General features: G+C 73.9%; 25 protein-coding genes and 1 tRNA gene. 17 read left to right on the forward strand and 9 right to left on the reverse strand.

The genetic code is table 11. The features are described 5' to 3' along the window. The first annotated feature begins 163 nt into the window (after positions 1-163). Genes ACZ56L_RS15695 through ACZ56L_RS15710 form a run of 4 tightly spaced genes read left to right on the forward strand, consistent with a single transcriptional unit; the run spans position 164 to position 1,465 of the window. Complete coding sequence (locus ACZ56L_RS15695) at positions 164-544, forward strand: hypothetical protein (RefSeq protein ID WP_471064492.1); 381 nt, start codon at positions 164-166, stop codon at positions 542-544. Next, entirely contained in the window at positions 544-720 is a 177-nt protein-coding gene (locus tag ACZ56L_RS15700; protein WP_471064494.1) for a hypothetical protein, read from the forward strand. Before ACZ56L_RS15695 ends, ACZ56L_RS15700 begins: the two co-directional genes overlap by 1 nt. Next, positions 717-1,304: a hypothetical protein gene (locus ACZ56L_RS15705; RefSeq protein ID WP_471064496.1), complete on the forward strand. Its 588-nt coding sequence runs from the start codon at positions 717-719 to the stop codon at positions 1,302-1,304. Before ACZ56L_RS15700 ends, ACZ56L_RS15705 begins: the two co-directional genes overlap by 4 nt. After that, positions 1,301-1,465, forward strand: coding sequence for a hypothetical protein (locus ACZ56L_RS15710; protein ID WP_471064498.1), 165 nt, complete (start codon positions 1,301-1,303; stop codon positions 1,463-1,465). The genes ACZ56L_RS15705 and ACZ56L_RS15710 overlap by 4 nt, the downstream gene beginning before the upstream one ends. Before the next feature lie 49 nt (positions 1,466-1,514). On the opposite strand, the gene ACZ56L_RS15715 is transcribed toward ACZ56L_RS15710, so the two are convergent. Together ACZ56L_RS15715 and ACZ56L_RS15720 are read right to left on the reverse strand one after the other, a co-directional pair. Beyond that, positions 1,515-1,748 carry a helix-turn-helix domain-containing protein gene (locus ACZ56L_RS15715; protein WP_471064500.1) on the reverse strand — a complete coding sequence of 78 codons (234 nt, stop codon included), beginning with the start codon at positions 1,746-1,748 and terminating at the stop codon, positions 1,515-1,517. A 508-nt stretch (positions 1,749-2,256) separates the two neighbouring features. Further along, positions 2,257-3,336: a LacI family DNA-binding transcriptional regulator gene (locus ACZ56L_RS15720; protein ID WP_345222742.1), complete on the reverse strand. Its 1,080-nt coding sequence runs from the start codon at positions 3,334-3,336 to the stop codon at positions 2,257-2,259. Between the two features lie 186 nt (positions 3,337-3,522). Here ACZ56L_RS15720 and ACZ56L_RS15725 point away from each other — a divergent pair, with 186 nt between their 5' ends. From ACZ56L_RS15725 to ACZ56L_RS15740, 4 genes are read left to right on the forward strand one after another with little or no spacing between them, the layout of a single operon-like run. Beyond that, a complete protein-coding gene (locus tag ACZ56L_RS15725) occupies positions 3,523-4,878 on the forward strand; it encodes an ABC transporter substrate-binding protein (protein WP_345222739.1) in 1,356 nt (451 codons plus the stop codon). Between the two features lie 13 nt (positions 4,879-4,891). Beyond that, complete coding sequence (locus ACZ56L_RS15730) at positions 4,892-5,926, forward strand: carbohydrate ABC transporter permease (protein WP_401761223.1); 1,035 nt, start codon at positions 4,892-4,894, stop codon at positions 5,924-5,926. Then, positions 5,923-6,837 carry a carbohydrate ABC transporter permease gene (locus ACZ56L_RS15735; RefSeq protein WP_345222734.1) on the forward strand — a complete coding sequence of 305 codons (915 nt, stop codon included), beginning with the start codon at positions 5,923-5,925 and terminating at the stop codon, positions 6,835-6,837. The genes ACZ56L_RS15730 and ACZ56L_RS15735 overlap by 4 nt, the downstream gene beginning before the upstream one ends. A 48-nt stretch (positions 6,838-6,885) precedes the next feature. Continuing rightward, on the forward strand, positions 6,886-8,313 hold the full coding sequence (locus ACZ56L_RS15740) for a GH1 family beta-glucosidase (protein WP_471064504.1): 1,428 nt from the start codon (positions 6,886-6,888) through the stop codon (positions 8,311-8,313). Positions 8,314-8,445: 132 nt separating this feature from the next. Here the strand turns inward: ACZ56L_RS15740 and ACZ56L_RS15745 are convergent, their stop codons facing one another. Both ACZ56L_RS15745 and ACZ56L_RS15750 read right to left on the reverse strand, forming a co-directional pair. After that, a complete protein-coding gene (locus ACZ56L_RS15745; RefSeq protein WP_345222729.1) occupies positions 8,446-9,864 on the reverse strand; it encodes a HAMP domain-containing sensor histidine kinase in 1,419 nt (472 codons plus the stop codon). Then, positions 9,861-10,550, reverse strand: a complete 690-nt coding sequence (locus ACZ56L_RS15750) for a response regulator transcription factor (RefSeq protein ID WP_345222727.1) — start codon at positions 10,548-10,550, stop codon at positions 9,861-9,863. Before ACZ56L_RS15750 ends, ACZ56L_RS15745 begins: the two co-directional genes overlap by 4 nt. 125 nt (positions 10,551-10,675) lie before the next feature. Here ACZ56L_RS15750 and ACZ56L_RS15755 point away from each other — a divergent pair, with 125 nt between their 5' ends. After that, positions 10,676-11,221, forward strand: a complete 546-nt coding sequence (locus tag ACZ56L_RS15755) for a hypothetical protein (RefSeq protein ID WP_471064507.1) — start codon at positions 10,676-10,678, stop codon at positions 11,219-11,221. Between the two features lie 75 nt (positions 11,222-11,296). Here ACZ56L_RS15755 and ACZ56L_RS15760 read toward each other — a convergent pair whose 3' ends face one another. Beyond that, positions 11,297-12,106 (reverse strand): spermidine synthase, encoded by an 810-nt coding sequence (locus ACZ56L_RS15760; protein ID WP_471064694.1) that lies wholly within the window; start codon positions 12,104-12,106, stop codon positions 11,297-11,299. 181 nt (positions 12,107-12,287) lie between these two features. Beyond that, positions 12,288-12,803: a hypothetical protein gene (locus ACZ56L_RS15765; RefSeq protein WP_471064509.1), complete on the reverse strand. Its 516-nt coding sequence runs from the start codon at positions 12,801-12,803 to the stop codon at positions 12,288-12,290. Positions 12,804-13,069: 266 nt separating this feature from the next. Between ACZ56L_RS15765 and ACZ56L_RS15770 the strand changes: the two genes are divergently transcribed. Then, positions 13,070-14,536, forward strand: a complete 1,467-nt coding sequence (locus ACZ56L_RS15770; protein WP_471064511.1) for a tetratricopeptide repeat protein — start codon at positions 13,070-13,072, stop codon at positions 14,534-14,536. A gap of 13 nt (positions 14,537-14,549) precedes the next feature. On the opposite strand, the gene ACZ56L_RS15775 is transcribed toward ACZ56L_RS15770, so the two are convergent. After that, positions 14,550-15,152, reverse strand: a complete 603-nt coding sequence (locus tag ACZ56L_RS15775) for a histidine phosphatase family protein (protein ID WP_345222718.1) — start codon at positions 15,150-15,152, stop codon at positions 14,550-14,552. Between the two features lie 121 nt (positions 15,153-15,273). On the opposite strand from ACZ56L_RS15775, the gene ACZ56L_RS15780 reads away from it, so the two are divergent. The 6 genes from ACZ56L_RS15780 (at position 15,274) to ACZ56L_RS15805 (ending at position 21,021) form a co-directional block, all read left to right on the forward strand. After that, a complete protein-coding gene (locus ACZ56L_RS15780; protein ID WP_471064513.1) occupies positions 15,274-16,452 on the forward strand; it encodes a hypothetical protein in 1,179 nt (392 codons plus the stop codon). A gap of 100 nt (positions 16,453-16,552) precedes the next feature. After that, positions 16,553-18,157, forward strand: a complete 1,605-nt coding sequence (locus tag ACZ56L_RS15785; protein ID WP_471064515.1) for a hypothetical protein — start codon at positions 16,553-16,555, stop codon at positions 18,155-18,157. A 222-nt stretch (positions 18,158-18,379) separates the two neighbouring features. Beyond that, positions 18,380-19,738, forward strand: a complete 1,359-nt coding sequence (locus ACZ56L_RS15790) for an AAA family ATPase (RefSeq protein WP_471064517.1) — start codon at positions 18,380-18,382, stop codon at positions 19,736-19,738. 154 nt (positions 19,739-19,892) lie between these two features. Then, positions 19,893-20,234, forward strand: coding sequence for a hypothetical protein (locus tag ACZ56L_RS15795; protein WP_345222710.1), 342 nt, complete (start codon positions 19,893-19,895; stop codon positions 20,232-20,234). A gap of 159 nt (positions 20,235-20,393) precedes the next feature. After that, on the forward strand, positions 20,394-20,957 hold the full coding sequence (locus ACZ56L_RS15800; RefSeq protein WP_345222707.1) for a bifunctional DNA primase/polymerase: 564 nt from the start codon (positions 20,394-20,396) through the stop codon (positions 20,955-20,957). After that, positions 20,948-21,021 (forward strand) — tRNA-Lys (locus ACZ56L_RS15805). Before ACZ56L_RS15800 ends, ACZ56L_RS15805 begins: the two co-directional genes overlap by 10 nt. A gap of 109 nt (positions 21,022-21,130) precedes the next feature. On the opposite strand, the gene ACZ56L_RS15810 is transcribed toward ACZ56L_RS15805, so the two are convergent. Then, positions 21,131-22,342 carry a M6 family metalloprotease domain-containing protein gene (locus ACZ56L_RS15810; RefSeq protein ID WP_471064519.1) on the reverse strand — a complete coding sequence of 404 codons (1,212 nt, stop codon included), beginning with the start codon at positions 22,340-22,342 and terminating at the stop codon, positions 21,131-21,133. A gap of 984 nt (positions 22,343-23,326) precedes the next feature. Here ACZ56L_RS15810 and ACZ56L_RS15815 point away from each other — a divergent pair. Further along, positions 23,327-24,985 (forward strand): putative bifunctional diguanylate cyclase/phosphodiesterase, encoded by a 1,659-nt coding sequence (locus tag ACZ56L_RS15815; protein WP_425578689.1) that lies wholly within the window; start codon positions 23,327-23,329, stop codon positions 24,983-24,985. Here the strand turns inward: ACZ56L_RS15815 and ACZ56L_RS15820 are convergent. Further along, positions 24,982-26,055 (reverse strand): LLM class flavin-dependent oxidoreductase, encoded by a 1,074-nt coding sequence (locus tag ACZ56L_RS15820; protein WP_471064521.1) that lies wholly within the window; start codon positions 26,053-26,055, stop codon positions 24,982-24,984. The two genes, ACZ56L_RS15815 and ACZ56L_RS15820, sit on opposite strands and share 4 nt — an antisense overlap. Positions 26,056-26,062 lie beyond the last annotated feature (7 nt).

Raw genomic sequence — 26,062 nt, forward strand, 5'->3', positions numbered from 1 at the left:
TGGGACGTTTGTCGGCATCACGATGGGAGACCACCGGCGAACTACGAGCGCAGAGGCGGCCCCCGTGCACACCCGATCCGACAGCCGAACATCCGTCGCTGAGTGGCTGGCCCGCGCGCACACCGATCCGGCGACCGCTCACCAGGAGTGGGCGGAGCGCAGGATGGCAATGCTGCCGCTCGGCGTCCACTTCGACGCGGTGAGCTTCCCCACCGACGTCATGCACGCGGCACTCGAAACCAACAACCAGGACGTGATCCGCCGCGTGCTGCCCGGGCTGCTCGCCGGGCCCGTGATCTACGACGGCGACGCCTGGCTGTACGCCCTGGTCGAACCCGGCGGCCCCGTCCCGCGTCCTACGCGTGTGCGCAGGTGCCTGGGAATCGGCGAGTACCTCGCCGTCCCGCGCGTCGACCAGCTCGGCCCGCCCGGACTGCACTGGGCCGTCGCCCCAGACACCCCGGGCCGGCTCTGCGAGCGGGTGGCCGTGGACGAGCTGGTCGCGGTCGGAGCTACCCGCCTGGCAGAGGGGCGGTGCGGGTGATGGATGCCGAGCACCGCATGATCCTGGAGCGCGCCGAGATCCCGCCGGAGTACGACGCGCTGATGGGCCACGGGTGCGCGTGCGCCACGTGTATGGCGGGCACGCAGTGCTCGGAGGGCGAGCGGCTGATGGCAGCGTGGGACGCCACCCGGCCGTGGGGGGTGCGGGCAGCATGACCACCACCACCCTTCTCAGCACGCCTACCTCTACCGCCGACTCCGCCGCCGCCTGGCTGCTGGGCCACGGGGACGCCGCCCGCGCGCAGGCCGGGGGCTGGCCGACCGGCCAGCACGTCTGGCCGGGCCTGGGGGTCGAGTACGACGCCGTCCGGATGCCCGCCGCCCTGGTGCACGCGGCTGCTCGTACTGCCGACCCCCGCGCGGTCGCCCGGTACCTCGACCGGTTCATGGAGGGGGCCGTCGTCTGCGCCCCGGCCGCCGGCTGGTACCTCGCGCTCATCCGGCCGACGGGTCCGAAGTGGTACCAGCGCTGCGACCCTGACGGGCTCGGCGCGTTCGTCCCGCCCGACGAGCACCTGATCCTGCCGCACCCCGGTCGCACCACGTCCAGCAGCGCACTGTTCTGGTCGCGGCCTGTCCGGCCAGGTCAGGTGTCCGAAGCGTTCTCCGTGGCGCTGCTGCTCGATATGGGCGACCACGAACGGTACTGGCAGACCCAGTACTGCAATGAGCGCGGCGAGGCGACGTACGCGGCGGTCAGTGGGCGCCGAATCCTGGTGAGCAACCCGGAGGCATCATGACGCGGTGCCCGAGCCGTGCCGGGAATGGCCACCAGTTCCCCGACGAAGACGAGACCGGCGCGTACTGCGACGAGCACGGGGTGACGCTGCTGTGGAACGGCGACCCCATCACCGCCGACGACCTCACCCCTGCGGCTCCCCCGGACGAGCCCGAGGAGTAGCCCTTGTACCCCGGCGGTTCGCAGCGCCGACCTCCTGCGGACCGCCGGCCTACCGGACGAGGTCGGCGAGCGGGACGCCGATCGCTTCGGCGATGAGGAGCAGGGAGTCGAGGCGGGCGCTGACATGGGCCCGCTCGATCCGGTTGATGTTGTTGCGCTCGATACCCGTCCGGAGACCAACTTCCTCTTGTGTGAGGCCGGCGGCGCGGCGGGCGGCGCGGATGTTGTCGCCGATGGCCTGGCGTCGGGTGAGTACCCAGTCGGGCCTTTCGGTGGGTGGCACCCGTCAATGCCATCGAGCGCAAGATCAAAAGTCTGTAGCGTTTACAGCACTTCTCGCGATGTGGAAATAGGTCAAACAGTTCTTCACCCTTCCGAGTGGTTGTACGGGTGCTCGCCGCAGGAGCGGATAGGAGCACCCTCATCCCCCACTCCGCTGACTACCTCCCGGCACCTGCTCCCCAGGCGGTCCGGTGAGGTGCACTGTGCCCTCGACCTGATCAGTCGGGGGCACTGTTGCGTTCGGCGGTTGGGGTGCTTTGCACTCACCCCTGCGGTGGCTTATGATCTTGCTATCGGGACTGTTCCCACGGGAACAGATGGCCGCGTCAAGCAGCACGAACCAGCACTGACCGACATCGAACTGCACCCGAATGTCCGAGTATTGGGCATCGCCGCAGGTCAAGAATGGGTCACAAAACTGGTTCAAGTCCCGTCACTCACCCTGAAGGGTCAAGGCCCCGATGCGATTTCCTCGCATCGGGGCCTTGGTCGTTCTCCGGGCCGGCCGCTCAGGACGAGGTGCGGGCGACCAGTTCCGTCGGGAGCAACAACTGCGGCTGCGGCGGGCGCGGGACGCCCACCGGGAGCGAGGCGCGGGCCAGCTCGGAGAGCAGGGTGACCGCCATCAGGCGGCCCATCTCCTCGATGGGCTGGCGCACGCTGGTGAGCGGCGGGTCCATCTGGCGGGCGATCGACGTGTCGTCGAAGCCGACCATGGCGAGGTCCTCGGGGACCCGCAGGCCGTGTTCGCGCAGGACCTGGCGGGCGCCGACGGCCATCACGTCGGAGGCGACGAAGACCGCGTCGGGGGCGGGGGTGACGCCCAGCAGGGTCTCCATGGCGCGGCGGCCGCCCTCCTCGGTGAAGTCGGCCGGGGCGATCAGCGCCTCGTCGGCGACCAGGCCCGCTTCCGCGAGGCCGTCGCGGTAGCCGGCCAGCCGGCACTGGGCGCCGTAGATGTCCAGGCCGCCGGTGATGGTGGCTATCCGGCGGCGGCCCCGGGCGGCCAGGTGGGCGACGGCCTGGCGGGCGCCGGAGACGTTGTCGGCGTCCACCCACGGCAGGGGCTCGGCGGCGGAGCGGCGGCCGCTGATGACGGCCGGGATGCCCAGTTCGGCGAGCAGGTCGGGCAGCGGGTCGTCGGCGCGCAGCGAGACGACCAGGACGCCGTCGACCCGGTGGCCGGCCAGGTAGTGGGCGAGGCGGGCGCGGTCGCGGTCGTTGCCGACGATGGTGAGCAGGAGCTGCATCTCGGTGTCGTCCAGGGCGCTGTTGACGCCGCGCAGGATGTCGGAGAAGTACGGCTCGGCGAAGAAGCGGTTCTCGACCTCGGGGACCACCAGGGCGATGGCGTCGGTGCGGTTGGCGGCCAGGGCGCGGGCCGCCCGGTTGGGCACGTAGCCCAGTTCCGCGACGGCGGCCTCGACGGCGGCCCTGGTGCGTTCGCTGACCCTTGGCGAGCCGTTGACCACGCGGGACACCGTGCCCCGGCCGACGCCCGCCCGTGCGGCGACCTCTTCCAGTGTGGGGCGGCGGCCGCCGCGTGTGCCGCGTGCCGCGTTCCGGCCGCCCGTTTCCCGTATCGCCATTGATCGACCCCTCCCGGCCCGTCCGCGCGTACCGGACGCCCGATGGTAGGACGTGTCCGCACGGTTGTGACGCCAAGTCTCTCTGTCCGTTGCCTTGACACCCCCGGGGGGAGCCGCGAACCTTCAACACATCACCCGTGGGAGCGCTCCCACCGTACCTGACCCGTCGGGCTTCAGGAGGACGCAATGCAGATCACCAGGATCACCGCTCTACGCAGGAACCGCTCCAGGACCGCCGTCGCGTGGACGTCCGCCGCCGTGCTGCTGGGCGGCGCGCTGCTGTCGGGCTGCGCGTCGGACGACCCCGGCCCCGCCGGGGGCACCGGCAGCTCGGCCGCCGGGCAGAAGGGCAAGACCGTACTGAAGGTCGGGGTCTTCGGGGCCTTCGGCCTGAAGGAGGCCGGACTGTACGACCAGTACATGAAGGAGAACCCGGACGTCGTCATCGAGCAGAACTCCATCGAGCGCAACGAGAACTACTACCCGCAGCTGCTCAATCACCTGACCAGCGGAAGCGGCCTCTCCGACATCCAGGCCGTCGAGATCAACAACATCGCCGAGATCACGGCCACCCAGTCCGCGAAGCTGATGGACCTGGGCAAGGTCGCGGGGGTGCGGAAGGACGCCTTCCTGCCGTGGAAGTGGGCGCAGGGCACCAGCAAGGACGGCAAGACGGTGGGGCTGGGCACCGACGTCGGCCCGATGGGCCTGTGCTACCGCAAGGACCTCTTCGAGAAGGCCGGTCTGCCGACGGACCGCGAGGCGGTCGGCAAGCTGTGGGCCGGGGACTGGAAGAAGTACCTGGAGGTCGGCAAGCGGTACCAGGCGAAGGCGCCGGACGGGACGAAGTTCCTGGACTCGGCGGCCGGGCTGATGGCGGCCGTCACGGGCGGCTCCGAGCAGCGGTACTACGACGCCGACGGCAAGGTCGTCTACAAGACGAACCCGGTGGTCAAGGAGGCCTGGGACATCGCGGCGGAGGCCGCCGGGGCGGGCCTGACGGCCAAGCACCAGCAGTTCCAGAAGGGCTGGGACCAGGGCTTCGCCAACGGCCAGTTCGCCACCGTGTCCTGCCCGCCGTGGATGCTCGGCTACATCCAGGACAAGGCCGGCGACGCGGGCAAGGGCAAGTGGGACGTGGCGGCCGCGCCGAAGCCCTCCAACTGGGGCGGGGCGTTCCTGACCGTGCCCGAGGCGGGCAAGAACAAGGCGGCGGCGGCGAAGCTCGCCGCCTGGCTGACCGCGCCCGAGCAGCAGGCGAAGTTCTTCGCCGAGCGCGGCAGCTTCCCGAGCGCCCAGGCGGCGTACACGATGCCGGAGGTGTCCGGCGCCAAGCACGCGTACTTCAACGACGCGCCCATCGGGACGATCTTCTCGGCCGCCGCCAAGGGCGTGCCGGTGCAGATCCTCGGCCCCAAGGACCTCGTCATCGCGCAGAACCTCGCGGACATCGGCATGCTCCAGGTCGACCAGAAGGGCCGCTCGTCCGAGGACGGCTGGAACGCGGCGGTGAAGGCGATCGACAACGCACTGGACCAGTGAGCGGACACCTGTGATGAGCAGCCCGAGCATCAAGTCCGTCCAGGCCCCGTCCTCCCCCTCCCCCGAGGGGGCGGAAGGCGGGGCCGCCCGGCGGGGCGCCGCGAAGTCCGCCGGTGCGCGCGGCGCGTGGCGCAGCCGCCGCTACCGGTGGGACATGAAGTTCAGTCCGTACGCCTATGTGGCGCCGTTCTTCGTCTTCTTCGTCGCCTTCGGCCTCTTCCCGCTCCTCTACACCGGCTGGGCCTCGCTCCACCAGGTGGAGCTGACCGCGCCGACCGACATGAACTGGGTGGGCCTGCGCAACTTCAGCAGGCTGATGAGCGACGAGTTCTTCTGGAACGCGCTCGGCAACACCGTCACCATCGGCATCCTGTCCACCGTCCCGCAGTTGGTGATCGCCCTGGGGATCGCCCATCTGCTGCACTTCAAGCTGCGCGGCTCGTCGTTCTTCCGGGTCGCGGTGCTGACTCCGTACGCCACGTCCGTCGCGGCGGCCACCCTGGTCTTCGTGCTCCTCTTCGGACGCGACTACGGAATGATCAACTGGGCGATCGGGATGGTCGGCATCGACCCGGTCGACTGGCAGAACGGCGACTGGACCTCGCAGTTGGCCGTCTCGACCATCGTCATCTGGCGCTGGACGGGGTACAACGCGCTGATCTACCTGGCCGCGATGCAGGCCATCTCGCCCGACCTGTACGAGTCGGCGGAGCTGGACGGGGCCTCGCGCTGGCAGCAGTTCCGGCATGTGACGATCCCGTCGCTGCGGCCGACGATCCTGTTCACGGTGGTCGTCTCCACCATCGGCGCCACGCAGCTCTTCGGCGAGCCGCTGCTGTTCAGCGGCAGCGCGGGGGCCACCGGCGGTTCGGAGCACCAGTTCCAGACGCTGGGCCTGTACCTGTACGAGCAGGGGTGGGTGAACCTGCACCTGGGGCGGGCCTCGGCCATCGCCTGGACGATGTTCCTGATCCTGGTGCTGATCGGGGTGGTCAACTGGCTGATCTCGCGCCGTCTGACCAAGAGCGAGAAGGGGAGCCGGTCATGAGCGCGACGGCCGTACGCGAAGAGGTGCGGAAGACCGGTGACCGGAAACCGGGGCGGGCCCGCGGGGCGCGCGGGGTGCACCAGGCCGGGCGGCAGCGGTACGCGGGGAAGCTGACGTACGCGATCCTGGTCGTCTTCACCCTCGGCTCGCTGTTCCCCCTGGTGTGGACGGCAATCGCCGCGTCCCGCAACAACACCCGGCTGGCGCAGACCCCGCCGCCGTTCTGGTTCGGCGGGAACCTGTTCAAGAACCTCGGCATCGCCTGGACCGACGCCAACATGGGCACGGCGCTGCTGAACACCACGGTGGTGGCGGGTTCGGTGGCGGCGGGCACGGTGCTCTTCTCGACCTTCGCCGGGTTCGCCTTCGCCAAGCTGCGGTTCCGCTTCAAGAACCTGCTGCTGCTGCTGGTGATCGGCACGATGATGGTGCCGCCGCAGCTCAGCGTCGTACCGCTGTACATGATGATCGCGAAGCTGGAGTGGACCGACCAGCTCCAGTCCGTGATCCTGCCGACGCTGGTGAGCGCCTTCGGGGTGTTCTTCATGCGGCAGTACCTGACGGAGGCCCTGCCGACCGAGCTGATCGAGGCGGCCCGGGTGGACGGGGCGAGCAGCATCCGGGTGATGTGGCACATCGTCTTCCCGGCGGCCAGACCGGCGATGGCCGTGCTCGGGATGCTGACCTTCGTGATGGCCTGGAACGACTTCTTCTGGCCGATCATCGCGCTCACCCAGAACGGCAGCCCGACCGTGCAGGTGGCGCTGACCGGGCTCGGCCGGGGCTTCATCCCGGACCAGTCGGTGATCATGGCGGGCGCGCTGCTGGGCACGCTGCCGCTGCTGATCGCCTTCGTGCTGTTCGGCAAGCAGATCGTCGGCGGCATCATGCAGGGCGCGGTCAAGGGCTGAGCCGCCCGCCGCGCCCCCACCACCCCTTCCTTCCAACGGAGTTGAACCATGTCTTCTGACAGGTCTTCTGGCAGCTTTCCGTCCGGCTTCCTGTGGGGGTCCGCGACCGCCGCCTACCAGGTCGAGGGGGCGGCGGCGGAGGGCGGCCGCACGCCCTCCATCTGGGACCGCTTCTCGCACACCCCCGGCCGCACCGAGAACGGCGACACCGGTGACGTGGCCTGCGACCACTACCACCGGCGGGCCGACGACGTCGCGATGATGGCGGACCTGGGCCTGAACGCCTACCGCTTCTCGGTCTCCTGGCCGCGCGTGCAGCCGACCGGCCGGGGCCCGGCCGTCCAGCGCGGCCTGGACTTCTACCGCGCCCTGGTCGACGACCTCCTGGAGCACGGCATCACCCCGGCCGTCACCCTCTACCACTGGGACCTCCCGCAGGAACTGGAGGACGCGGGCGGCTGGCCGGAGCGGGACACCGCGTACCGGTTCGCGGAGTACGCGGACCTGGTGGCCGGGGCCCTGGACGACCGGGTCGACCTGTGGACCACCCTGAACGAGCCCTGGTGCAGCGCCTTCCTGGGCTACGGGTCCGGGGTGCACGCGCCCGGCCGCACCGAGCCCCTCGCCGCCCTGCGGGCCGCCCACCACCTCAACCTCGCGCACGGCCTCGGCGCCCAGGCGCTGCGCTCCCGCCTCCCGGCGCGGGCGAGGATCGGGATCAGCCTCAACCCCAGCGTCGTACGCCCGCTGGACCCGTCGTCGGCGGCGGACGTGGACGCGGCCCGCCGCATCGACGCCCTCGCCAACCGGGTCTTCACGGGCCCGCTGCTGCACGGGGCCTACCCCGACGACCTCCTCGCGGACACGGCCGGCATCACCGACTGGTCCTTCGTCGGCCGCGACGACGCGAAGCTGGCCCGGCAGCGGCTGGACTGGCTGGGCATCAACTACTACACCCCGGCGCTCGTCTCGCACGCCCCCGGCGGCGACGTGCCGCGCTCGGACGGCCACGGGGCGAGCGACCACTCCCCCTGGCCGGGCGCGGACTCCGTCGCCTTCCACCAGCCGCCGGGCGAGCGCACCGCGATGGGCTGGTCCATCGACCCGTCCGGGCTGTACGAACTCCTCGTCCAGTACGGGCGGGAAGCACCGGGGGTGCCGTTGTACATCACCGAGAACGGGGCGGCGTACGACGACAAGCCGGAGGCCGACGGCACGGTCCAGGACCCGGAGCGCATCGCCTACCTGCACGCCCATCTGGAGGCGGTGCGGCGGGCGCTGGCGGTCGGCGCGGACGTGCGCGGCTACTTCCTGTGGTCGCTGCTGGACAACTTCGAGTGGTCGTACGGCTACAGCAAGCGCTTCGGCGCGGTGTACGTGGACTTCGCCACCCAGAAGCGGACGCCGAAGGCGAGCGCGCGCTGGTACGGGGAGCTGGCACGGACGGGGGTGCTGCCGCCGCCGGTCCGGGAGTGACGCGTCCGGTACGGGGCCCGGGCGAGCGGGACGGGGACGGCTTCCCGGCGGGCAGGCCGACGGGGGGTGCGGGAACGGCGCGCCCGCGCGGGACGAAGGCCACGGCCGCCCCCGCGCGGGCCCCGTGCCGGGTCAGTGGGGCCCGGCGACTCCCCGCCGCCGCAGCCGGGAGGCGCGGCGCACCACCCGGTGCCCGCGCCGGGCGGAGCGGGGTCCGCGCCCCGTTCCCAGGGCGAGCCAGATGCGGACCTCGGTACCGCCGAGCACGGAGCGGCCTATCCGCAGGTCGCCCCCGGTCGACTCCGCCACCCGGCGGACGATGTCCAGGCCCAGGCCCGTCGAGCCCGCCCGGTCGCCCTTGTTGCCGCGGGCGAGCGCCGCCTCGGGGTCGGCGATGCCGGGGCCCGCGTCCGAGACCAGCACGATCACCGCGTCCTCCCCGTTGTGGACGTCGAGGGAGAAGGGCGTGCCCTCGGGCGTGTGCCGGAAGATGTTGCCCAGGAGCGCGTCCAGCGCCGCCACCAGTTCGGGCCGGGCGACCGGAATCCGCACCGGACGGTCCACACCGGCGAGCCGCACCTCGCGGCCCTCGTCCTCGGCGAGCGCCGACCAGAACTCCATCCGCTCCCGGACGACCTCCGAGACGTCGCACCCGGCGCCCGCCCCCACCGGGAGCGTCCGCGGGCGGTGTTCGCGCGCGGTGCGGATGATGGTGTCGACCTCCCGCTCCAACTGTTCGACGGCGGCCCGCGTCTGGTCGGCCGCCGGGCCGTCCCCGAGCGAGGCCGCGTTGAGCCGCAGCACGGTGAGCGGGGTGCGGAGCCGGTGCGAGAGGTCGGCGGCCAGCTCCCGCTCGTTCTCCAGCAGTTGTACGACCTGGTCGGCCATGGAGTTGAAGGCGACGGCGGCCGACTTCAGCTCGGCCGGCCCCTCCTCCGGCACCCGCGCGCCGAGCTTCCCCTCGCCCAGGTCCTGCGCCGCGCCCGCGAGCCGCTGGGCGGGCTGGACCATCCGTACGCCCAGCCGGTCCGCGACCGCCACCGATCCGACGATCAGTGCGAGACCGACGCCCGCCAGTACCAGCCACGCCGTGGCGACGCCGTTGCTGACGTCCGACTCGGGGACGAAGACCTCCACGACGGCGATGCTGCCGCCGGCCAGCGCCGTCGGCTGGAGGAGCACCGAGCCGCCGGGGACGGCGGCCGTGTACGCGCGTCCGCTGCGCCGGGTGGCGGCGACGTCCTCGGCGGAGGACCGGCCCGTGCCGATCTCCTGTTCGGGGCGCACCACCCGGCCCGCCTCCCGCACCGCGGGGACGTGGATGGCCATCCAGCCCCTGCTGCCGGGCTCGGTGATGGCCATCGCCCGTTCCAGCGGCCCGCTGTCGGTGGTGATGGACAGGGTCGGCCCGATGGACGCGGCCTGCCGCTCGGCGCCGGTGATGGCGCGGTCGCCGGCCATCTCCCGTACCACCAGGCCCAGCGGCACCGCGAAGGCGACCACGACCATGGCGGTGACGGCCAGGCAGACCTTCACCAGCGCCCACCTCACGCGGGAGGCTCCAGTTTGACGCCGACCCCCCGAAGGGTGTGCAGATAGCGGGGGTTGGCGGCGGTCTCGCCCAGTTTGCGGCGCAGCCAGGACAGATGCACGTCGATGGTCTGGTCGTCGCCGTAGCTCTGCTGCCAGACCTCGGCGAGGAGTTCCTTGCGCGGCACCACGACGCCGGGCCGCCCGGCGAGGAAGGTCAGCAGGTCGAACTCCCGCCGGGTCAGGTCGAGGCGCACGCCGTCCAGCTCGGCCTGCCGGCGCAGCGGGTCGATGGCGAGCGCGCCCACCCGCAGCACGCTGGGCGCGGGCTCGGCGCTCGCGGAGGAACGCGACCTGCGCAGCACCGCGGCCATGCGGGCGGACAGGTGCTCGACCGAGAAAGGTTTCGTCAGGTAGTCGTCCGCGCCGTCGTTCAGCAGCCGTACGATCTCGGCCTCGTCGTCCCGCGCGGTCGCGATGATCACCGGTACGTCGGTGATCGAGCGCAGCATCTTGAGCGCTTCGGCCCCGTCCAGGTCGGGCAGTCCGAGGTCCAGTACGACCACGTCGAAGCGGAAATGGGCGACCTCGCGCAACGCCTCCAGGGCCGTTCCGACGCTCCGCACGGTGTGGGACGCCTCGGTCAGGTGCCGGATGAGGGCGGAGCGCACGAACTGGTCGTCCTCGACCACGAGCACACTTGCCATGGGCCGCACCGTACGCCATCGGCGTCCGCCGGACGCCCCCAGGGACGGCGGCCGCGACCGCCCCGTGACCCGGTGCGCGGCCCCCCTGCCGCGGGCCGGGTGACGCGTGGTGCAGGATGACACGGATGCGACGAGGACTCCTGCACACCGGGGCGTGGCTGCTGGCCACCGGGGCCGCGGTCACCCTGTCGTGGTGGGGCGTGCACACGGTGATGTCCGGTACGGCGTACGACCCGCCGCGCGCCCTGCCGATCCCGGGCGCCGCCCCGGAGCGCGGCAGCCTGGCCGAGGTCGCGCCCCCGCAGTCCTCCTCCACGCACCGCCCCTCGGAGCCGTCCGCCGCGCGGCGGACGCCGTCCCGGCCGCCGGAACGCCGCACTCCGCCCGCCGCCCGGAAGAGCCCGAAGCCCCCCGCGCCGCCCTCCCCGCCGGCGGGTTCCTCCTCCTCCGGCCGGCTGAAGCCGGTGAACACGGAGGCGGGGCGGGTGCTGTTCTCCCTGGAGGCGGACTCGGCGACGCTGGAGTCGGCGACTCCGAACTCCGGGTGGGCGATGCAGGTGTGGAAGAACCCGTCCTGGATCCGGGTGGAGTTCACCGCGGGGACGGCCCGGCTGTCGGTCTTCTGCTCGTGGCACAACCACCCGCCGCTGGTGGAGGTCGTCAAGTCCTAGCCGTACGGGGGTGGTTGCGCGGCGTCGGAGGCTTGACGTCCGCCTCAGGAGTCCGTCGCGTCACGTGCGCCAGGGTCACTTGAAGACGGACGACGGGGGTGCGGGCGAGGGCTGGGCGCTCACGTCCACGACCGGGGCGGCCCCTCCGGTGAAGTCGACGAGGTCGCGCCCGTGCTCGACGCGGCCCGGGTGGGGGTCGGTGGCGACCCGCCGGGTCCACTCGGCGACGGGGAGCGCGGACGCGGAGGCGAGCAGCACGGCGTTCCCGAAGCGCTTGCCGCGCAGCACGGCGGGGTCGGCGGCGAGCGCGAGCTGCGGGAAGAGGGCGGCGGCGGTGGCGATCTGCCCCCGCAGATGGGCGAGCGGCGGCCCGTCGGCCAGGTTCGCGGCGTAGTGCCCGCCCGGCTTCAGCACGCGTCGCACGTCGGCCAGGAACTCGGTGCTGGTGAGGTGGGCGGGGGTGCGGGCCCCGCTGAACACGTCGGCGATCACGAGGTCCGCCCACCCGCCGGCGGCCTTGGCAAGCCCTTCGCGGGCGTCGGCCCCCCGCACCCGGATGCGGGCCCCGGGGTCCAGCGGGAGTTCCCTGCGCACCAACTGGGCGAGCGGCACGTCGATCTCCACCACCTGCTGGGTGGAACGGGGCCGGGTGGCGGCGACGTACCGCGCCAGGGTGAAGGCGCCGCCGCCGAGGTGCAGAACCGTCAGCGGCTGCTTGGCGGGGGCGACGAGGTCGACCACGTGGCCGAGGCGGCGCTGGTAGGCGAAGTCGAGGCGGGCGGGGTCGTCCAGGTCGACGTGGGACTGGGGGGCGCCGTCGAGGAGCAGGGTCCAGGAGCGGGGGCGGTCCCGGTCGGGTATGAGCTCGGCGAGACCGCCGTCCACCTTCTCGACGACGGCGTCGGGGGCGGTCCCGCGGGCCCGGGACTTCGGGGAGTTCTTCTTGGCCACGCCCCCAGTATCGACGCCGCCCGGCGCCCCCGCCCCCGCGCGGAATGCGTCCCTCCGGGGGTGCGGGCGCGTCACCCGGGCCGGGGGCCGCGCTCCCGCCCGGTGCGGGAGGGGTTCAGCGGCAGCGGTCGGCGGCCTCGATGAGGCGGGCCGCCTCGCCCAGGGCCCGGCGCAGCGCGTCCGGGTCGGTGACCGGGACCGCGTCCGTGGGGGGCAGCAGCCAGCCGGTGCCCGTGACGGGCGGCTCGGGGACGTGCGCGGGGGCCGGGGCCGGCTCCTGCCCGGGGGCCGGGACGGCGAGGGACATCCCGCGCCCGAGCGTCTGCGTGCACGCGCTGCCCGGCATGTCCCAGCCGTCGGCCGTCCCCGGCGGGACCAGGAAGCCGACCGTGTCGCACGGCCCGTCGTGCAGCACGGGTCCCACCTCGCCGGACACCGCCGACGCCCTGCGCAGGATGTCCACCGCCTCCAGGCCCTGCCGCGCGGGCACGGTGACCAGGTCGAGCGGCTCGGCCCCGGGAGCCGCGCCGGGCCGCGGGCCCGGCCACTGCTGTGCCGCTGCGTCCGGGGCGCCCGTACGGCCCGCGCGCCCCTCAGCGGGCCCCGAAGCATCCGGAACAACGGTCTCCATGCCGGCCTCCAACAAGGGAACTCTCCTCGTTCGGGAGGGAGCCGCACCCCCTCCGTTCCCTGTCAACGCCGCGACGGCGTCAACGGCTACGGCAACGCGCCGCCGCAAAGGATGGCAGTTCATGGCAGATCGTGGATGAGATTTCCGGTTTGTCAGCGAACTCCGTGTGTCCGACCCGTCACAGCCGGTACGTTCGTGCCCCGTCCGGGGCGAGCACATCCGTCCCGGAGAGCACCACGGCACCATCCGCACGAGAGGGCGTGGCCATGGCGTCGTCACCGGCGAATCGTCGGCCCACCGCGTCCGCGCGTCCCGGGCCCCTCCCCCGGCGGGGCGAGCCCAACCTCGTCTTCCGGGCCCTGCGGGGACACCGCTCGCCCGGTGAGTTCGCCGCCGCGGTGCGGCGCGCGGCCCGGGAGATCGGCGAACAGGTGGCGTGCGACGCCCGGTACATCGGACGGGTGGAGGCGGGTGAGATCCGCTGCCCCAACTACGCGTACGAGCGGGTGTTCCTGCACATGTTCCCCGGTCTGGCCCTGACGGACCTGGGGTTCACGGCCCGGGAGGAGGTGCGCGGACGCGGGGCGCGCGGAGGCACCGGCCTGCCGGCGCACCCCGGTACGCCCGACGCGGATCCTGCCGCACGTCTTTCGGTGCCCGGTGCTCGTCCACCCCATCCGTCCCATACCGACGAGGAGAGCGACGTGCTGCGTCGCGCGTTCATCGCACACGGGTCCGCCACGGTGGCGGCCACCGCCGCCCTGGGGCCGCTGGGTCCGCTCGGCCCGCTGGACCGGGCCCGGGCGGCCACGGGCAGAGGGGTCCGGCAGGCCGGCACGGCCGAGGCCGCCGCCGTCGAGGAGGCGGTGCGGCAGATCCGTCTGCTGGACGACCGGCACGGCGCGGACGCCCTGTACCGGCACGCAGGCAAGCCGCTCCAGGCGGCGTACGCCCTGCTGGACGCGGGCACGGTGCGGCGCGCGGTGTCGGACCGCCTGCACACCGGGACCGGGGAACTGGCCCTGTCGGTGGGCTGGTTGGCGCACGACTCGGGGCGCTTCGAGGAGGCCCGTTCGCACTACGCGGAGGCGCTCGCGACGGCCCGGATGGCCGGGGACCCGGCGCTGGAGGCGCACGCCTTCTGCAACACGTCGTTCCTGGCCAGGGACGCGGGCCGGCCCCGGGAGGCGCTGCGGGCGGCGCAGGCCGGGCAGCGGGCGGCACGCGGGCTCGGCTCTATGCGGCTGATGTCGTTGCTGACGCTGCGGGAGGCGGCCGGCTGGGCGGCGCTCGGCGACCGCACGGGCTGTGTGGAGGCGCTCGTCCGGGCGAAGTCGCTGTTCCAGTGCGGCGCTTCGGAGAACGACCCGGAGTGGATGAGCTTCTTCGGGGCGGCCGAGCTGGCGGGCCTGGAGGCGCAGTGCTGGTCGGCGCTGGGCGACTGGCGCAGGGCGGCCCGGTTCGCGCACCGGGCCGCCGCCCTCCAGGACCCGCACTTCGCCCGCAACCTGGCGCTCTACCAGGCCGAACTGGCCGACGACCTGGCCAGGTCGGGGGTGCCGGACGAGGCGGCGGCCGTCGGGCAGAAGGTGCTGGACCTGCTGGATCAGGTGCAGTCCTCGCGGGTGCACACCATGCTCGCGCAGACCATCCGGACGCTGCTGCCGCACCGTCGCTCCCCGGTGATCGGGGCGTTCCTGGCCCGGCACGCGAACACGGTGCGGCGGATCTGAGCGGATGCCGGGCTCAGCGGCGGGCGTCCAGGTGGCCGGTGTCGTTCCACCGCTCGACGGCGGGCTCCCCGTACGCCCAGCCGAGGACCGACAGCGAGGTCGGGTCGAGGCGCAGGTGCGCGCCGAAGCCGACGTCCAGGCCCAGCCAGCGGGCGCCGAGGGCGCGCAGGACGTGTCCGTGGGCGAACACCAGGACGTCGCGGTCGGCGGAACGGGCCCACGCGATCACCTCGTCCACGCGGGCGGTGACGTCGGCGAGCGTCTCGCCGTCGGGGGCGCCGTCGCGCCAGACCTGCCAGCCGGGACGGCGGGCCTGGATCGCGTCCGGGGCGAGGCCCTCGAACGCGCCGTAGTCCCACTCCATGAGCGCGTCCCAGTTCTCGGCGCGCTCGCCGAAGCCCGCGATCGCGCAGGTCTCGCTGGCGCGCAGCAGGGGGCTGGTGCGGACCTCGACGTCGGGCAGGCCGTTCCAGGGGGCGCGGTGCAGTCGCTCGCCCAGCAACTTCGCACCGTCGCGGCCCTCGTCGAGGAGCGGGATGTCGGTCCGGCCGGTGTGCTGGCCGGACAGCGACCACTCCGTCTGACCGTGCCGGGCCAGCAGGATGCGGGGTGCCATGGCGATCTCTCCCTGTTTGCGGCGTACGAGCCGGATTGGGGCCGGCCGGTTCCATCATCGCTCACGGGGTGGGAGGGCCGGTGCGGGGGTGTTGTCAGTGGCGGATGGGAGACTTCCGAGGGTGAACGCAACCCTGGGCAGCGGACCCGATCCCCAGCCTCCGCACGCACGTCGTGAAACGGCCGTTCCGGCTTCCGGCGCGGCTGCCGTTCCCGTACGTCAGAGACTCGCCGAGCTGAGAGGCCCGGCCGTCGCGCCGCACCCGATGGACGCCCGCGCGCTGGCGGCGCTGGCCGCGAACCCGGGGTGCGAACGGCGGGCGCTGCTGGACGGGGCGGGGGTGAACAAGACCGCCCTGGCACAGGCGTTGGGCTCCCCCGCGGCGTACGGGCAGTCGCAGTTCGCCTTCATGCGCGGGAACGCCTTCGAGGCGCGGGTGAAGTCCGACGGGGGCACGGAACTGCTGCGGCTGCTGGGCGCCGACGACCCGGCCGCCGCGCGCACGCCCGACGTGTCGGCGGCGGGCCCCGAGGGGCGCACGGCGCGGACCGCGCTCGCCCTGCGGGAGGCGACGGCCGAGAAGACCTGGACGCTGCTGGACCATCCGATGCTGGCGCTGGAGGTGGCGGGCACGCCCGCCTATCTGGAGCCGGACGCGGTGGTCGTCCACCCGGACGGGCGGTGGACGGTCGTGGAGATCAAGTCCTTCCCGATGCTGGACGGTTCGGCGGACCCGGCGAAGGTGGGGGCGGCGGCCCGGCAGGCGGCGGTGTACGTACTGGCGCTGGAGCGGATCGCGGAGCGGGTCGCGGGCGCGGAGGTCGGGCACCGGGTGCTGCTGGTGTGCCCGAAGGACTTCTCCAACCTGCCGACCGCCTCACTGGTCGACGTGCGCAAGCAACGCTCGGTGACCGTGCGGCAGTTGCGGCGGATGCGCGGGGTGGCGGAGCTGGCGTCCGCCCTTCCGCCGGGGACCACCTTCGACCCGTCCAAGGAGCCGTCGGAACTGGCGGCGGCGGTCGAGGCGGTGGAGGCCGCCTACGCCCCCGAGTGCCTGTCGGCGTGCGAACTGGCCTTCCACTGCCGGGAGCGGGCGCGGGAGGCCGGGGCGGTGGAGACGCTGGGCCGGGGGGTGCGGGGCGAACTGGGCGGCCTGACGACGGTCGCGGCGGTGCTGGACGCGGCAGAGGGACGGGCCGGCGACCCCGCCGACCCCACGGTCGCCGCGCTGCGCCGGGCGGCGGCGCTGCGGGCCGAGGCCCTCGGCGGGGCGGCGGCCCCGGCGGGGGCGGGCGTGTGAGGCCCCGGCCCCGGACACGACCGCTCGCCCCCGCGCCCCCCGGCGGGGCGCGGCCCCGCACCCGTCTCCGTACCGACTAGAAACCAGGCACCGCACTCCCATGTCCCTCATCACCACGCTCGCCCGGCTCGAAGCGGCCCGCAGCGGACGGGCGCAGCCGCTCGCCACCGTCCGGCACCGGCATCTGTCCCACCGGCCCCTGGTCCTCGTCCCGTTGACCACCGCCGGTGAGGCCGGGGCCCCGCTCGGGGCGCTCGTCGGGACCGACCGGGACAGCCCCCGGCTGCTGACGGTCCCGCAGCCGCGCGACCGGGAACTGCGCTTCGCGTTCCTCGCCGAGCTGGCCGGAACCGTCCTGCCGTACCTGGACTCCTGTGCCGACGACGTCGAGCCCGCCGAGCGCACCGAGACCGACCCGGAGACCGGGAAGCGGGTCACGGTGGAGGTCGAGCTGTGCCGGGACGCGCCGCAGATCGTCGTGCCCAGCCGGGCGGGCGTCGCGTACGTGCGGCTGCTCGGGCGGTCGACGCGGTTCCGGCGGACCGCCGAGCAGGATCCGGACACGCCCTACCCCGCGCCGCCGCACATTCCGTTGCTCGGCCGCTGGCTGACGCACTACGGGGAGCGCGCCCGGGTGCCCGGGTCCTCGCTGCTGCTGTCCGCCACCGACCTCCTGGGGCGGCACTGGGCCACCGGGCAGAGCAACCTGGAGGACCAGCACCTCGGTGCGCTGCTCGCCTGGATCGACCCGCCCGAGGGGTGGAGCGGGGCCGAGGCCGCGCTGCGGGCCGAGAACGGGCGGGACGCGGCGGGGCAGTTGGTGTGCCCGCCGGCCGGGCCCGCCACCGATCCCGCCTTCGACAACGCGCTGCTCGCGCCCGCGATCGACGCCTACGACCTGGCCCGGCAGCGGCTGGCCGCCGCCGAGGACGGCGGGGCGGCCGACGAGCGGCTGGGCGAACTGGCCGCCGCCGAGCGCCGCATCAGGGAACTGCTGGCCGCGCAGCTGCGGCCCACCTGGGACGCGGTGTGGCAGGCCCTGGACGTGATGCGGCGGCTGCCCGAGGGGGTGCGGGCGGGCGAGCGCTGGACGCGGGACCGGTGGTCGTACACCTCCCACCGGGACCGGGTGCGTGCCGGTGAGCCGCCGCAGCCCCGGCGGGACAGCGCGGTGGGGGCCGCCCAGAAGCTGGCCTCGCGGGAGACCGAGCAGGCCCGGCTGGAGGCCCAGGAGGCGCTGGACGACCCGCTGGCGATGGCGGCGCGGCGGCTGGCCGGGGAGGCGTTCACCAGTGAGGTGGTGGCGGTGGAGATGAGCTGGAGCGAGGGCAGGCGGCCCAGTCCCCGGCCGCTGGTGACCGTCACCACCGACGACCTGCCGCAGCTCGGCGGCGGCGAGAAGGTGTACCGGTCGCTGGAGGGGAAGGCGCAGGCCGCGGAGTTCGTGGGGCGGGCGGACGGGGGGCGGCTCGTGCTGCGCGTCGTCAACGGGATGGGGCGCGGCAAGGAGCCCGCGCCCGGGACCGTGCCGGAGGCCGGGGACCGGATCTGCTGGACCCTGTTCGAGCACGAGCCGCGCGGCGGGGCCCGGTTGCCCGACCCGGAGGAGACCCCCTGGACCCACGGCGGCCCCCCGGACGCGGCGCCGGACGGCGTGGTCCTGGCGGAGCGTCCCGATCCGGTGACGTCGGAGGACCTGCTGTGACCCGGCGGGGGCGGTGGGGGCGGACAGGAGTGCCGGTCCGCCCGGTGCCGGGCGGGCGGGTCCGGCCGGTCCGGGCGAGGAGTCACCGGCGCCGCCCCGCCACCTGAGCCCGCGTCAGCACGCGCGGTTCCCGTACGGGTGCGTCGCGGCCGGGTGCGTCCGCGTCGCCCCGCCTCCCGCCCCGTTCCGCCGCCCCCGCCCCGCCCCTCCCGAGGAAGAGCCATGAACCACTCCCCCGACTCCAGCGACCGCACCGGGTTCGACCCCGGGGCCGAGGCCGCGCGCGCCACCGCCGCGATCCTGCACGACACCCTGCACGGCACCCACCGGGGCGTGGTCGTGGACTCGCCGCCCGGGGCCGGGAAGTCGACGCTTGTGGTGCGCGCCGCACTCGAACTGGCCGACGCCGGGCGACCGTTGATGGTCGTCGCGCAGACCAACGCCCAGGTGGACGACCTCGTGCTGCGGCTCGCCGAGAAGCGCCCCGGCCTCCCCGTGGGGCGGCTGCACAGCTCCGACCCCGACCCGTACGACAAGGCGCTGGACGACCTCCCCCAGGTGAAGAAGTCCGCGAAGGCGGCCGATCTGGCCGGGCTGGACGTGGTGATCTCGACGGCGGCCAAGTGGGCGCACGTCAAGGGGGTCGAGCCGTGGCGGCACGCGATCGTGGACGAGGCGTACCAGATGCGGTCGGACGCGCTGCTGGCGGTGGCGAGCCTGTTCGAGCGGGCGCTGTTCGTGGGCGACCCGGGGCAGCTCGACCCGTTCTCGATCGTGGGGGCCGAGCAGTGGGCGGGGCTGTCGTACGACCCGTCCGCGAGCGCGGTCTCCACGCTCCTCGCGCACAACCCGGAGCTGCCGCAGCACCGGCTGCCGGTGTCCTGGCGGCTGCCCGCGTCGGCCGCGCCGCTCGTCTCGGACGCGTTCTACCCGTACACGCCCTTCCGCAGCGGTACGGGCCCGGGCGACCGGAGGCTCACCTTCGGGGTGCCGTCGGACGGGTCGGCCGTGGACCGGGTGGTGGACGAGGCCGCGCACTCCGGGTGGGGGCTGCTGGAGCTGCCCGCCCGGCACACCCCGCGCACGGACCCGGAGGCGGTGGGGGCCGTCGCGGCCGTGGTGCGCCGTCTGCTGGACCGGGGCGGGGCCGCGCTCAGCGAGCGCTCCGAGACGCCCGCCCCGCTGACGGCGGACCGCGTCGCGGTCGGCACCGCCCACCGCGACCAGGCGGCCGCGGTACGGGCGGCGCTCGCCGGACTCGGGGTGACGGGGGTCGCGGTCGACACCGCGAACCGGCTCCAGGGGCGGGAGTTCGACGTCACGGTCGTCCTGCACCCGCTGTCGGGCCGGCCGGACGCGACGGCCTTCCACCTGGAGACGGGCCGCCTGTGCGTCCTGGCCTCCCGGCACCGGCACGCGTGCGTCGTGGTGTGCCGGGAGGGCGTGACGGACCTGCTGGACGAGCACCCCTCGACGGAGCCGGTGCAACTGGGGGTGACGGTGAAGTTCCCGGACGGGTGGGAGGCGAACCACTCGGTGCTGGCCCACCTGGGCGAGCACCGGGTGCGGTGGACGCCCTGACGGCGGACCGCGCCGGGCGCCGGGTGCGGCGGGCGCCGTGACGGCGGACCGTGCCGGGCGCCGGGTGCGGTGGGCGCCCGAGGCGTACTTGCGCGCATCCGGACAATGGAGGGTGGCCGTCCGACCCCTGGACGGCCCGATCAGGAGGAAGCACATGGCGGAAACCGAGCGGACCGAACGGCGGCTGCGTCCCGCACCGCTGCTCTTCGAGCCTGCCGAGGCCGCCGCCGACCCCGACCACTTCTTCGACCTGGAGTCGATGGAGGACCCCAAGGAGCTGCTGGCCCGGGCGACCGAGCTGACGCACGCGTTCCGGGCCGCGACGGACCGGGCCGTGGAGTTCCAGGCGGTCGCGGCGGCGCAGCTCGCGGACCCGAAGCGGTTCGACCGGCTGGCGGTGGGGGACATCGCCGAGCGGGCGGGGTGGACCGAGGACTACGCCGAGAAGATGGTGGAGTTCGGGCGGGGGCTGCTGCGCGAGAGGCCCGTGACGTAGGCGGCGGGCCCCGCGCGGACCGGCCGCCGCAGGAACACGCGTGCGAGGCATATGCCGCCGCCTTGTGCGGGCGGGCAAGATACGCCTCCGTCCGCCCCGCTGTCCCCGTTTCCGACAACTCTCGGAAACGGTGCGCTTACCGCCAGTACACCTGGGCGTATGACCACACACGCCCCCGTCCCCACGTCCCCGCCCCTCGACCGTGTCACGAACGCCGGAGCCGCCTGGCTGGTGTCCGCGACCGCGTATCCGCGCAGCACCCTGTCCGCCTGGGAGTCCCGGCCCGGCGCCCCGGCCGTGCTGCCCTGCGGAAGGGTCTTCGACGTGGTGAACGTGCCGGCGGTGTTCGGGCGGCGGATGCTGGACGCGCTGTGGGCGGAGGGGCCGGGGTCGGGTCCGGTGGCCGGGCAGCGGGGGCGGATGCTGCTGTTCGCCGCGCCGGGGACGGCCCAGCGGCTGCCCGCGCTGCTGGCGTGGGAGCGGCGGGCGGACGCCGTACCGCCGCTCCTGTGCCACGGGGCGGGCGACGCGGTGACGGTGCCGGCGCTGCGGCCCGGGGCGGCGGAGAAGGAGCCGCGCTGGGTGGTCGCGCCCGACGTGCGGCACCCCTGGCTGCCGGGTCCTGAGGTGCTGTTCTGGGCGTGTGTGCGGGCCTCGCGGTTATCGATTTTTCTCCCCGCCGATCAGGGTGCTAATGTCTACGACGTCAGCAGGCGCCGCTAGCTCAGTTGGTTAGAGCAGCTGACTCTTAATCAGCGGGTCCGGGGTTCGAGTCCCTGGCGGCGCACCGACAGGAAAGGCCCCCGAGCTTCGGCTCGGGGGCCTTTCTCGTGTCCGGTACGGGGCTCCCTCGTGTCCGGTACGGGGCTTTCGCGTCCGGTACGGATCGCCGTGGCTCAGCCCGTGGTGATCTGCACCGTCCACCCGCCCGACCCGGTCCGCTCGGCCACCTCCACCCGCGCTCCCTCCGGCGCCACCGTGAACCGCTCGCCGACGCCCAGCGGCGCGTCCGCGAGCGGCGGGTAGACCGAGCTGTCCCAGCAGGCCTCGGTGCGCGGGTGGGTGTCGACGACCTCGATGGGGCCGCCGCCGGAGGCGGTGCCGTTGCGCACCCGGTAGATCAAGACGCCCTCGGAGCAGGCTCCCCGGTCGTTGCCGGTGCTGTCGCGGGCCTCCACGGCGAGAGCGGTGTTCTCTCCGGTACGGACGACCGCCAGGCGCGCGTTGCCGCGCTGGCCGCCCGCCGGGGGCGGGGCGGACAGCGGGTCGAGGGTGAAGCGGCTCGTGGTGCCCCACGGGACGCACTCCACCTGGCCGGCGTCGAGCCAGCCCAGCTTCCACTTGTGCCAGCCGAAGGGGTCGGGGGCCAGCCCGAACTGGCTGCCCATGAGGTCCCAGTCGCCGACGTGGGTGTCCCAGTCGCCCTTGCCGTCGGAGGGGCGGTGGTAGAGGTCGGGCAGGTCGAAGACGTGGCCGGTCTCGTGGGCGAGGACGTGGCGGTCCGGGGGGTGCTTCTCGAAGACGGTGACGACGCGCCGGATGTCGGTGCCGTCGGCCCGCAGCGCAGTGTCGAAGTTGACCACCTTCGTCGCGTCGGAGTCGACGCCCGGGGCGTCCGGGTCGGCGACCAGGTAAACGATGTCGTACTGCGAGAAGTCGACCCGGGAGTCGGCGGCGGCCACCGCGTCCCGCAGATAGGCGGTGCGGTTCTCGGCGCTCCAGTCGCGCTGTATCGCGTACGAGGTGGAGTCGGCCGGCATCGGGACCCAGCCCGGCAGCGGGTGCGGCCGCAGGGCGAACTTGCCGTACGAGGCGCGGCGGAAGAAGTCGCTGGTGGCGGGGAAGTGGTCGGAGGCGAGTTCGCGCGGGGTGAGCAGGGGCTCGGAGTCGGGGAAGGACAGGAAGATCATCACCGCGTCGAGGGACCGGGCGGGGCGGGGGTAGTCCTCGTTCCAGGTGTCGACGCCGAGGGAGTGGTGGGCGGAGGTGCGCGGCAGGGCGCACCGCCCGGACTGCCGGTCGTCGGCGGCGGCGGGCCCGGCGACGAGCCCGGTGGCGACGAGGGCGGCCAGCGCGGTCAGCAACGCGGCCGAACCCCGCAGCCGCACCCGCGACCACCCGTGCGCGCGGTCCCGGCGCCGCCTCCCGTTCCGGCCCGGACCCCGCCCCTGGCCCGCACCCCGGCCCGCTCCCGGGCCGCCGTCCCGGCCCCGCTGCCGGTTCGCGGCCGGGCCCGGACCCCGGCCCTGCTCCCCGTCCGCGTCCCCGGCCCTGGTCTCGCCGCCGGACCCGGCCCCGGTCTCGCTTCTGGGCGCGGGCCCGGCCCCGGCCCCGGGATGTGCGGAGGAGAGTGCGGCGTCTGCCGCCCGGTGGTCCGTGGCGCCGGCCCGGGAGGGCTCGGCTGCGCCGGGCGTCAACTCGTCCTGCACATCGACCTCCGGGTCCTCCGCGGTGGAATTCGGGACATCTCGCCCACAATGTGGGGTTTGAGGAGGGTATGCCCTGTTACGGTGCGCCACTCGAGTGCCCGGGGCAACCTGCCGCGACACTCCGACACCTCACGGAAAGTCACAAATGGTCAGGAGGGCGGCAGGTCAAGGCAGACCCGTGCAGAAACGATCAGCCGGAGGGCGCGGGGCGGGCGGCGGGTCCGTACCGGACGGCGATAACGCGGGCACAGAGCTGGATCGGCCCTCACGGCAGCCTCTATGATCGGCACACTTTCCCGCGCGGAATCCGTTCCAGGGCAGTGGATTCCTCGTCCGATCCCCCCGGTCCCCTGCGATCACCCTTCGTCCGTTCCGCCCCCGGCAACGCCGACCATCAGGACCCCTGACATCACGCGACGACACCTGTACGACTCAATCGCCCTGCGGGAGCACACGGTGAGCGGAAATCCCGAAGAGTCCGGCTGTGGGCCCGACCTCGCCCCTTCCGCCTCACTCGCCCCAGCGTTCGTTACGGAGAGTGAGAGGGCGGGCGTGCTGGTGAGTGATCCGGAGGGGCTGCTCGGGCTCCCCCTGGAGCCCCATCCGCGGACGGACGCGGGGGCCCGCGACTACCGGGCCGCCTTCCGGGCCGCACAGGCCGCGATGGCTCTGGTCACCCCGCGCGGCACGGTCGTCGCCGCGAACGCCGCGCTGGGCGCGCTGCTCGGCGCGGACCCGGCGCAGCTCAACGGCACGGACGCCGCCGACCTGGTGGACCTGGCCTCCGACGCCCGCACCTGGCAGGCGTACCGGGAGGTCCTGGACGGCCGTCGCCCCCGGTTCCGCTGCACGCGCCGCCTCAAGCACCACGACGGGCACGCCCTCTGGGTGGAGGTCGCGCTGGCACCCGTACCGGACAGTGCGAACGTCCTGCTGTCGGTGTCCGACATCAGCGACTGGCGCGAGCTGCAGGCGCGGCTCCGGCACCTCCAGATGCACGATCCGGTGACCCGGCTGCCCAACCGGGCGCTGTTCTTCGAGCGGCTGTCGGCCGCGCTGGAGGCGTCGACGTACGAGCGCGGCGGGACCGGGCGGGTCGGGCTGTGCTACCTGGACCTGGATGGCTTCAAGGCGGTCAACGACACGCTCGGCCACCGGGTCGGCGACCGGCTGCTCACCGCCGTCGCGACGCGGCTGACGCGGTGTGCCGAGCAGAACGGGTACGGCCCCGGGGGCGGCCATCTGGTGGCGCGCCTGGGCGGCGACGAGTTCGCGCTGCTGGTGGAGGACTCGACGGGGACGGACCAGCTCGCGGAGCTGGCGCAGACCGTCCTGACGGCGCTTCAGCAGCCCTTCGACCTGGCGGGGCAGCGGCTGTCGGTGTCGGCGTCGATCGGGGTGGTGGAGCGCCCGGCGGTGGGCACGACGGCGACCGGCCTGATGCAGGCGGCGGACACGACGCTGTACTGGGCGAAGGCGGACGGCAAGGGCCGCTGGACCCTCTTCGACCCGGAGCGCAACGCGCACCGGATGACCCGCCAGGCCCTGTCCTCGACGCTGCGCCCGGCCCTGGAGCGGGGCGAGTTCGTCCTGGAGTACCAGCCGCTGGTGGACCTGGAGGGCGGGCTCGTACGGGGAGTGGAGGCCCTGGTGCGGTGGCGGCATCCGCAGTTCGGGACGCTCGCGCCGAATCGGTTCATCGGCATCGCGGAGGAGGACGGATCGATCGTCCACCTCGGCCGCTGGGTGCTGCGCACGGCGTGCCGGCAGGCGCGGCGGTGGCAACTGGAGCACCCGGAGGCGGAGCCCCTGTTCGTGTCGGTGAACGTGGCGGTGCGGCAGGTCTGGGACTCCGACCTGGTGGCGGACGTGGCGGAGATCCTCGCCGAGACCGGCCTCGAACCCGGTCTGCTGCAACTGGAGCTGACCGAATCGGCCGTGATGGGTTCGGCGGGCCGGCCGCTCCAGGCGCTCCAGGCGCTGAGCGACATGGGCGTCCTCATCGCCATCGACGACTTCGGCACCGGCTACTCGAACCTCGCCTACCTGAGCCGGCTGCCGGTCTCCGTCCTCAAGCTGGACGGCTCCTTCGTCCGCGGCTTCCAGGACGAGGCGCACCCCAACCCGGCCGACGAGACGATCGTCGAGGCGCTGGTGCAGCTCGCGCACCGCCTGGGCCTCACCGTCACCGCGGAGTGCGTGGAGACGGCGGGCCAGGCGGCGCGGCTGCGCCGCATCGGCTGCGACACGGGCCAGGGCTGGCTGTACTCGCGCCCGGCGACGCCGGACCGGATCGCGGCGATGCTGACCGCGCGGGGCTAGTCGCGGGGCAGTCCGTAGGCGTCGGCGATCAGCTCGTACGAACGCAGCCGGACGGCGCCGGTGTGGGCGTTGGCGGTGAGCATCAGCTCGTCGGCCCCGGTCCGCTTGGCGAGGTCGTCGAGTCCGGCGCGCACGGCGTCGGGGGTGCCGTGGACGACGTTGCCGAGCCAGGAGTCCACGAACTCCCGCTCCAGCGAACTGAACGGGTACGCGGCGGCCTCGTCCGGCGTCGGGATGAGGCCGGGCCTGCCGGTGCGCAGCCGGAGCATGTTGAGCGCGCCGGTGAGCACCTGGCGGCGGGCCTCGGCCTCGTCCTCGGTGGCGAGGGCGGAGACGCCGATCACCGCGTACGGGGCGTCCAGGACCTCCGACGGGCGGAAGGACTCGCGGTAGAGGTCGAGGGCGGGGACGGTGTTCTGCGCGGAGAAGTGGTGCGCGAAGGCGAAGGGCAGGCCGAGGGTGCCGGCGAGGCGGGCGCTGAAGCCGGAACTGCCGAGGAGCCAGATCTGGGGGGTGTTGCCGTGGCCCTGCACCGGGCCGGGGACGGCGTGGATGCGGGAGTAGGGGTGCCCGTCGGGGAAGTCGTCCTCGAGGAAGCGGGTCAGCTCGGCGAGCTGCCGCGGGAACTCGTCGGCGCCCTCGTGGGGGTTCTGGGTGCGTCGCAGGGCGGCGGCGGTGGCTCCGTCGGTGCCCGGGGCGCGGCCGAGGCCGAGGTCCACCCGTCCCGGGGCCATCGCCTCCAGCGTCCCGAACTGCTCGGCGATGACGAGCGGGGCGTGGTTGGGGAGCATGACGCCGCCGGAACCGAGGCGGATGCGGGTGGTGTGGGCGGCGAGGTGGGCCAGGATCACGGCCGGGGAGGAGCTGGCGACGCCGGGCATGGAGTGGTGCTCGGCGACCCAGTACCGGTGGAAGCCGCGGGCTTCGGCGAGCCGGGCGATCTCGACGCTGGTGCGGAGGGAGGCGGTGGGGGTGCTGCCGACGCCGACGGTCGCGAGGTCGAGGACGGAGAGGGGGGTGGGGGCGGAGCCCTGGGGGGTGGCGCGGACGGGGTGGGGGGCGGTTTCCACCGGGGTT

It is taken from the genome of Streptomyces sp. NPDC039736, from assembly GCF_055596485.1.

Coding starts and splice junctions, on each gene's coding strand:
- ACZ56L_RS15755 (WP_471064507.1), top strand. CDS start 10,676: ATGCGACGAGGACTCCTGCACACCGGGGCGTGGCTGCTGGCCACCGGG.
- ACZ56L_RS15800 (WP_345222707.1), top strand. CDS start 20,394: ATGACCACACACGCCCCCGTCCCCACGTCCCCGCCCCTCGACCGTGTC.
- ACZ56L_RS15770 (WP_471064511.1), top strand. CDS start 13,070: ATGGCGTCGTCACCGGCGAATCGTCGGCCCACCGCGTCCGCGCGTCCC.
- ACZ56L_RS15740 (WP_471064504.1), top strand. CDS start 6,886: ATGTCTTCTGACAGGTCTTCTGGCAGCTTTCCGTCCGGCTTCCTGTGG.
- ACZ56L_RS15710 (WP_471064498.1), top strand. CDS start 1,301: ATGACGCGGTGCCCGAGCCGTGCCGGGAATGGCCACCAGTTCCCCGAC.
- ACZ56L_RS15785 (WP_471064515.1), top strand. CDS start 16,553: ATGTCCCTCATCACCACGCTCGCCCGGCTCGAAGCGGCCCGCAGCGGA.
- ACZ56L_RS15735 (WP_345222734.1), top strand. CDS start 5,923: ATGAGCGCGACGGCCGTACGCGAAGAGGTGCGGAAGACCGGTGACCGG.
- ACZ56L_RS15705 (WP_471064496.1), top strand. CDS start 717: ATGACCACCACCACCCTTCTCAGCACGCCTACCTCTACCGCCGACTCC.
- ACZ56L_RS15750 (WP_345222727.1), bottom strand. CDS start 10,550: ATGGCAAGTGTGCTCGTGGTCGAGGACGACCAGTTCGTGCGCTCCGCC.
- ACZ56L_RS15720 (WP_345222742.1), bottom strand. CDS start 3,336: ATGGCGATACGGGAAACGGGCGGCCGGAACGCGGCACGCGGCACACGC.
- ACZ56L_RS15725 (WP_345222739.1), top strand. CDS start 3,523: ATGCAGATCACCAGGATCACCGCTCTACGCAGGAACCGCTCCAGGACC.
- ACZ56L_RS15790 (WP_471064517.1), top strand. CDS start 18,380: ATGAACCACTCCCCCGACTCCAGCGACCGCACCGGGTTCGACCCCGGG.
- ACZ56L_RS15700 (WP_471064494.1), top strand. CDS start 544: ATGGATGCCGAGCACCGCATGATCCTGGAGCGCGCCGAGATCCCGCCG.
- ACZ56L_RS15695 (WP_471064492.1), top strand. CDS start 164: ATGGCAATGCTGCCGCTCGGCGTCCACTTCGACGCGGTGAGCTTCCCC.
- ACZ56L_RS15730 (WP_401761223.1), top strand. CDS start 4,892: ATGAGCAGCCCGAGCATCAAGTCCGTCCAGGCCCCGTCCTCCCCCTCC.
- ACZ56L_RS15795 (WP_345222710.1), top strand. CDS start 19,893: ATGGCGGAAACCGAGCGGACCGAACGGCGGCTGCGTCCCGCACCGCTG.
- ACZ56L_RS15815 (WP_425578689.1), top strand. CDS start 23,327: ATGGCTCTGGTCACCCCGCGCGGCACGGTCGTCGCCGCGAACGCCGCG.
- ACZ56L_RS15765 (WP_471064509.1), bottom strand. CDS start 12,803: ATGGAGACCGTTGTTCCGGATGCTTCGGGGCCCGCTGAGGGGCGCGCG.
- ACZ56L_RS15775 (WP_345222718.1), bottom strand. CDS start 15,152: ATGGCACCCCGCATCCTGCTGGCCCGGCACGGTCAGACGGAGTGGTCG.